Origin of the sequence: Arenibaculum sp. (assembly GCF_035998295.1) — a bacterium.
Taxonomy (GTDB): domain Bacteria; phylum Pseudomonadota; class Alphaproteobacteria; order Azospirillales; family Azospirillaceae; genus DASYHS01.
Map to the genome: position 1 here is coordinate 1 of NZ_DASYHS010000003.1, position 5,254 is coordinate 5,254.

The window sequence follows — 5,254 nt, forward strand, 5'->3', positions numbered from 1 at the left end:
AGGAGAGCGGGGTCCGAGCGCCCAAAGTGCCGAAAGCACGATCCGGCTCTGGGCGGCATTCGTACGGAACCCCGTCAGTGCCGGTAGATGCGGCTTGCTGTCGATGGGGTTGCCCAACAATGCCTGGACCGAAGCGGTTTCATCATCGGCCCTGATGCACGTCGCGAGCGTTCTTCCGGCGATCGTCCAACTCGAAGAGAATGGTCCGGGCCCGATCATCGATGCCCGCCAGAACCATCGCTTGAGCAGTTCGGCATTGCGCTGATGGGGATCTGGAAAATGTGCGAAGAACCTCGTCAGCACCACCAGAAGATAGCGGTAGGAGAGGAATGCGAAATGCGGCACCCCCGCTTCTTCCTGTAGAAAGGCGATGGCACGGGCGAGCGCGCGCTCACCTTCCCGGTAGGCGTCTTCCGGGCTCTCGTCGCCGAAATCACGCGCATGGCGCGCGGCCTCCGAGAATTCGGTCCGGATATCCCTCGTGATGTTCCCTCCCCGGCGGGCGAGAACGGCCTTCATCACCGTGTCGTCATCGATGACGCCGAATCCGCGTTCGGCATGGACGGACTCGGCGATCCGCTGGAAATTCCAGGGGTCCGCGCCGCCGCCGCTATGGAGTGCCGTGAAGACCTCCGCCAAGCTGAGGCGCTTGCCGTAATTGTTCATCCGATCGAAAATGTCTCGAAGTGTCTTCTCGTCGTCCTGTTCCACCAGATAGGCCGGAATCTGATATTCCCGGATCGATCTCGTGATCCTCGATACGTCATTCAGCTTGTCTCTGGCTTCCGGATGGTCGGAGAACCAGCGTATCAGCTTTTCCAGATCGAATATGACGGGGAGGGGAATGACGGAATTCGCGTTTCCTCTTCCCGGCTTTACAAAGTCGCCCTTTTCCAGATCATATGCGAGGGAAAACCTCTCGTCTTTCGCCCCGTCCTCCGTGAGGGCATTCGCGAGGCTCGTCAGTCTCTGCTGACCGTCCACTACCCACCAGCCTTCTTCGAATCTCCGCGCACGGAAATGCAGGGCGCCCAACCTGATGTCCGCGTCCGGGGCCTCTCGCTTCCACAGCAGCAAACTGCCGATCGGGTAGCCTTTGATGATGCTGTCGAACAGCCTTTGGACGTCCTGCCACTGCCAGCGAAGTGGCCGCTGGAATTCCGGGATCCGCATTTGTCCCGCCAGCGCAGAGTTCACCAGGTCCACTACGGAGTAGGTTCTTGCCGCGGGCTGAGAGACGGCGCTTTTCGACATTCGACCCTCAACGCAAACGAACCGGCCTTCCGCTTCCATGGCGCTTCGGAGTAGTCATGGGCGGACCGGCGCGGAGCCATCGTACTCCACCCTGACTTGGCCGTCGATGCAGGCGCGCCCGGAGCGTCGTACACGCCGAGGAGGATCCGCGGCCCGATGATTGCCGGGCCGCGTCCGACCGCTCTCAGTACGCGAACTCCGTGAAGACGTGGTCGACGTCGCCCTGCCAGGGGCCGCGGTAGCGTTCCAGCAGCTCGTCGGCCGGGCTGACGCCGGTCTCGGCGATCAGGGCCAGCGTCTCGATGAAGTGGCTCTCGTCGTCGCCCCAGCGGTCGTTGCGCGCGCGCCGCTTCAGCCCGGCGCGCGCGATCTCCAGCACCTCGGCCGCCAGCTCGCGCACCGTGCGCCCGCGGAACGGCGTGCGCAGGCCGAGGCGCGGCACGTCGCGGCGCAGGCCCGCGCGCTCCTCCTCGCTCCAGTCCTTCACCAGGTCCCAGGCCGCGTCCAGCGACGCGCCGTCGTAGAGCAGGCCAACCCACAGCGCCGGCAGCGCGCACAGCCGGCGCCACGGCCCGCCGTCGGCGCCCCGCATCTCCAGGAAGCGCTTCAGCCGCACTTCCGGGAACATCGTCGTCAGATGGTCGACCCAGTCCGTCAGCACCGGGCGCTCGCCCGGGAGGCCCGGCAGGCGGCCGTCCAGGAAGTCGCGGAAGCTCTGCCCCGAGACGTCGAGGTAGCGGCCGTCGCGGTAGACGAAGTACATCGGCACGTCGAGCGCGTAGTCGACGTAGCGCTCGATCCCGAACCCGTCCTCGAACACGAAGGGCAGGTCGCCGCAGCGGTCGGGATCGGTGTCGGTCCAGATGTGGCTGCGGAAGCTCTGGAAGCCGTTCGGCTTGCCCTCGGTGAAGGGCGAGTTCGCGAACAGCGCCGTCGCGACCGGCTGGAGCGCAAGGCTGACGCGGAACTTCCGGACCAGGTCGGCCTCGCTCGCGAAGTCGAGGTTGACCTGCACCGTGCAGGTCCGGGTCATCATGTCGAGGCCGAGGCCGCCCTTCTTCGGCATGTAGTCCCGCATGATGCGGTAGCGGCCCTTGGGCATCCAGGGGATGTCGGCGCGCGGCCATTTCGGGTTGAAGCCGAGGCCGAGCATGCCGATGCCGAGCTCGCGCCCGACCTCCTTCACCTGTCGGAGATGCTCATGGACCTCCTCGCAGGTTTCGTGGATGGTTCTCAGCGGCGCGCCCGACAGCTCGAACTGGCCGCCGGGCTCCAGGCTGACGCTGCAGGCGCCGTCGGTCAGCGCGATGACGTTGCCGTTCTCGACCACCGGCTCCCAGCCGAAGCGGGTCAGCCGGGTCAGCACCTCGCCGATGCCGTCCGGCCCCTCATAGGGCAGCGGCCGGTGGTCGGAGAGGCGGAAGGCGAACTTCTCGTGCTCGGTGCCGATGCGCCAGTCCTCGGCGGGCTTGCAGCCCTGCTCGATATAGGCGGCGAGCTGGCGCCTGTCGGTGATCGGCTCACCGCTCGACTTGGGGGGCGCGGACATGGATTCGGGTGCTCACATCTGTTCGGAGCTGCGAAACGGCGGGCGCTCGTCGGCGCCGCCCGTGGTCCAGTCCCCGGCGAGGGCCTGCCAGCAGGCGAGCGCGGCGATGGCCGCCGTATCGGCGCGCAGGACCCGCGGTCCCAGCCCGACCGGAACAACAAAGGGCAGCGCGCGCAGCCCGTCAAGCTCGTCCTGTGCAAAGCCGCCCTCCGGTCCGACGAGGACTGCGGCCGGCGCTCCGCGCAGCCGGGCCGCCGCCTCGGCGACGGGGGTGGCGTTCCCGGCCTCCGCGCACAGCAGCAGGTGCCGGCCCGCCGGCCAGGCGGCCAGGACGCGGTCCAGGCGCTCCGGCTCGCGCAGCTCGGGCACGCTGAGCCGCTCGCACTGCTCGGCCGCCTCGACCGCGTTCGCGCGCAGCCGGTCGAGGTTGACCCGCGCGACGTCGGTGTGCCGGGTCAGCACCGGCCAGATCACCGAGCAGCCGAGCTCGCTCGCCTTCTCGGCGACGGTATCGATGCGCGCGCGCTTGATCGGCGCGAACAGCAGCCACAGGTCGGGATGCGGCTCCTGCGCGCGGGTCCGGCGCAGCACGGCGAGGCTGCACCAGCCCTTCCCGATCGCGTCGATGCGGGCCAGCCATTCGCCGTCGCGCCCGTTGAACAGGGCGACCTGCGCCCCGCGCTCCAGCCGCAGCACCGTGCGCAGGTAGTGGGAGCGTTCCGCGTCCAGGCCGACGGCCGCCCCTTCGGCCAGCGGCTCCTCGACGTAGAGACGGGTCTCGGCGCGCGCGTCCATGTCCTCTCCCTTGTCCTCCTGCGGCGCGCGAGCTTAGCCAAACCGGACGGCGTTAGGCTAGGATGCGCCGCCATGACCCCACCCACTGCGCCCACCTCGCCCCGCCAAGCCGGCCATACCGACATCGCGAGCGGCGACTGGATCGACCGCCACGCGCCGGCGCGCCTGCGCCCGTATCTGCGCCTCGCCCGGCTCGACCGGCCGATCGGGACCTGGCTGCTGCTGTTCCCGTGCTGGTGGAGCGCCGCGCTCGCGGCCGGCGGGCCGCCCGGCGCGGAGCTTGCACGCCTGTTCGTCCTGTTCGCCATCGGCGCGGTCGTGATGCGCGGGGCCGGCTGCGTCGTCAACGACATCCTGGACCGCGACTTCGACGCGCGGGTCGAGCGCACGCGCGGCCGCCCGATCCCGAGCGGCCAGGTCAGCGTGCGCCAGGCGCTGGCCTTCCTGGCGCTGCTGCTGCTGGCGGGCCTGCTGGTCCTGGTGCAGCTCGACCCGGCGGCGGTCGCGCTGGGCGTGCTGTCGCTGCTGCTGGTCGCGACATACCCGCTGATGAAGCGCATCACCTGGTGGCCGCAGGCCTTCCTGGGGCTGACCTTCAACTGGGGCGCGCTGCTGGGCTGGGCCGCGGTGCGGGGCGAGGTCGGCCTGCCGGCGCTGCTGCTGTACGCGGGCGGGCTGTTCTGGACGCTCGGCTACGACACGATCTACGCCCACCAGGACAAGGAGGACGACGCGCGCATCGGCGTGAAGTCGACTGCGCTGCGCCTGGGCGAACGCTCCGGGACCTGGGTTGCCGCGTTCTACGCCGCGGCGTTCGCGCTGTTCCTGCTCGCCGGGCTCGCGGCCGGGCTGCCGGGCTGGTGGCCGGCCGCCCTGCTGCCGGCCGGCCTGCACCTGGCCTGGCAGTCGCGGGACTGGCGCCCGGACGATCCGGCCGACTGCCTCGCCAAGTTCCGTTCCAACCGCTGGTTCGGCTGGCTGGTGCTGGCGGCCATCCTGGCCGGCGGCCTCGCATGAAGGATGCCCCGCGATGAGCGAGCGCCACGCCCGCTTCGTGACCGACAACACCGCGCCCTCGTCCCCGCCCCTGGTGCCGGAGCTGCGCCTGCATCTCGCGGGCGAGGTGACGCCGCTGTGGCAGGCGACCGAGGCGTCGATGGAGCGCGAGGGCCTGCCCCCGCCCTACTGGGCCTTCGCCTGGCCCGGCGGCCAGGCGGTCGCGCGCTGGGTGCTCGACCACCCCGAGGAGGTGCGCGGGCGCAGCGTGCTCGACTTCGCGTCCGGCAGCGGGCTGGTCGCGGTCGCCTGCGCATTCGCGGGCGCGCGCCGCGTGCTCGCCAACGAGATCGACCCCTTCGCGGTCGAGGCGATCCGGCTCAACGCCGCGCTCAACGGCGTTGCCGGTGTCGGTGGCGCCGGAGGCGCCGGGGGCGTCGAGATCGCGGCCGAGGACCTGATCGGCCGGCCGCTGCCCGACGTCGACGTGATCCTGGCGGGCGACGTCTGCTACGAGCGCCCGATGGCCGAGCGCGCGACCGCGTGGTTCCGCGAGCTGGCGCACCGGGGCTGCACGGTCGTCCTGGGCGACCCCGGCCGCGCCTACCTGCCGAAGGACGGGCTGGAGCCGCTGGCCCGCTACCCGGTGCCGACCACCCT

General features: G+C 70.1%; 5 protein-coding genes. 2 read left to right on the top strand and 3 right to left on the bottom strand.

Annotated features, from left to right (window positions below):
• From VGO20_RS00065 to VGO20_RS00075, 3 genes are all read right to left on the bottom strand, one after another.
• A partial coding sequence (locus VGO20_RS00065) for a DUF262 domain-containing protein (RefSeq protein ID WP_327500226.1) occupies positions 1 to 1,254 on the bottom strand: 1,254 nt, incomplete at its 3' end.
• Between the two features lie 184 nt (positions 1,255 to 1,438).
• Complete coding sequence (locus tag VGO20_RS00070; protein WP_327500227.1) at positions 1,439 to 2,803, bottom strand: glutamate--cysteine ligase; 1,365 nt, start codon at positions 2,801 to 2,803, stop codon at positions 1,439 to 1,441.
• A gap of 12 nt (positions 2,804 to 2,815) precedes the next feature.
• Positions 2,816 to 3,598: a 16S rRNA (uracil(1498)-N(3))-methyltransferase gene (locus VGO20_RS00075; RefSeq protein ID WP_327500228.1), complete on the bottom strand. Its 783-nt coding sequence runs from the start codon at positions 3,596 to 3,598 to the stop codon at positions 2,816 to 2,818.
• Positions 3,599 to 3,670: 72 nt separating this feature from the next.
• Here VGO20_RS00075 and ubiA point away from each other — a divergent pair, with 72 nt between their 5' ends.
• Both ubiA and VGO20_RS00085 read left to right on the top strand, forming a co-directional pair.
• Positions 3,671 to 4,615, top strand: coding sequence for a 4-hydroxybenzoate octaprenyltransferase (ubiA, locus tag VGO20_RS00080; RefSeq protein WP_327500229.1), 945 nt, complete (start codon positions 3,671 to 3,673; stop codon positions 4,613 to 4,615).
• Positions 4,616 to 4,628: 13 nt separating this feature from the next.
• Positions 4,629 to 5,254, top strand: a 626-nt coding sequence (locus VGO20_RS00085; RefSeq protein WP_327500230.1) for a class I SAM-dependent methyltransferase, incomplete at its 3' end; no start/stop codon positions are given.

What these genes read in the sequence shown, in the direction of transcription:
- VGO20_RS00070 (WP_327500227.1), bottom strand. Translation starts at nt 2,803, where the DNA reads ATGTCCGCGCCCCCCAAGTCGAGCGGTGAGCCGATCACCGACAGGCGC.
- VGO20_RS00075 (WP_327500228.1), bottom strand. Translation starts at nt 3,598, where the DNA reads ATGGACGCGCGCGCCGAGACCCGTCTCTACGTCGAGGAGCCGCTGGCC.
- ubiA (WP_327500229.1), top strand. Translation starts at nt 3,671, where the DNA reads ATGACCCCACCCACTGCGCCCACCTCGCCCCGCCAAGCCGGCCATACC.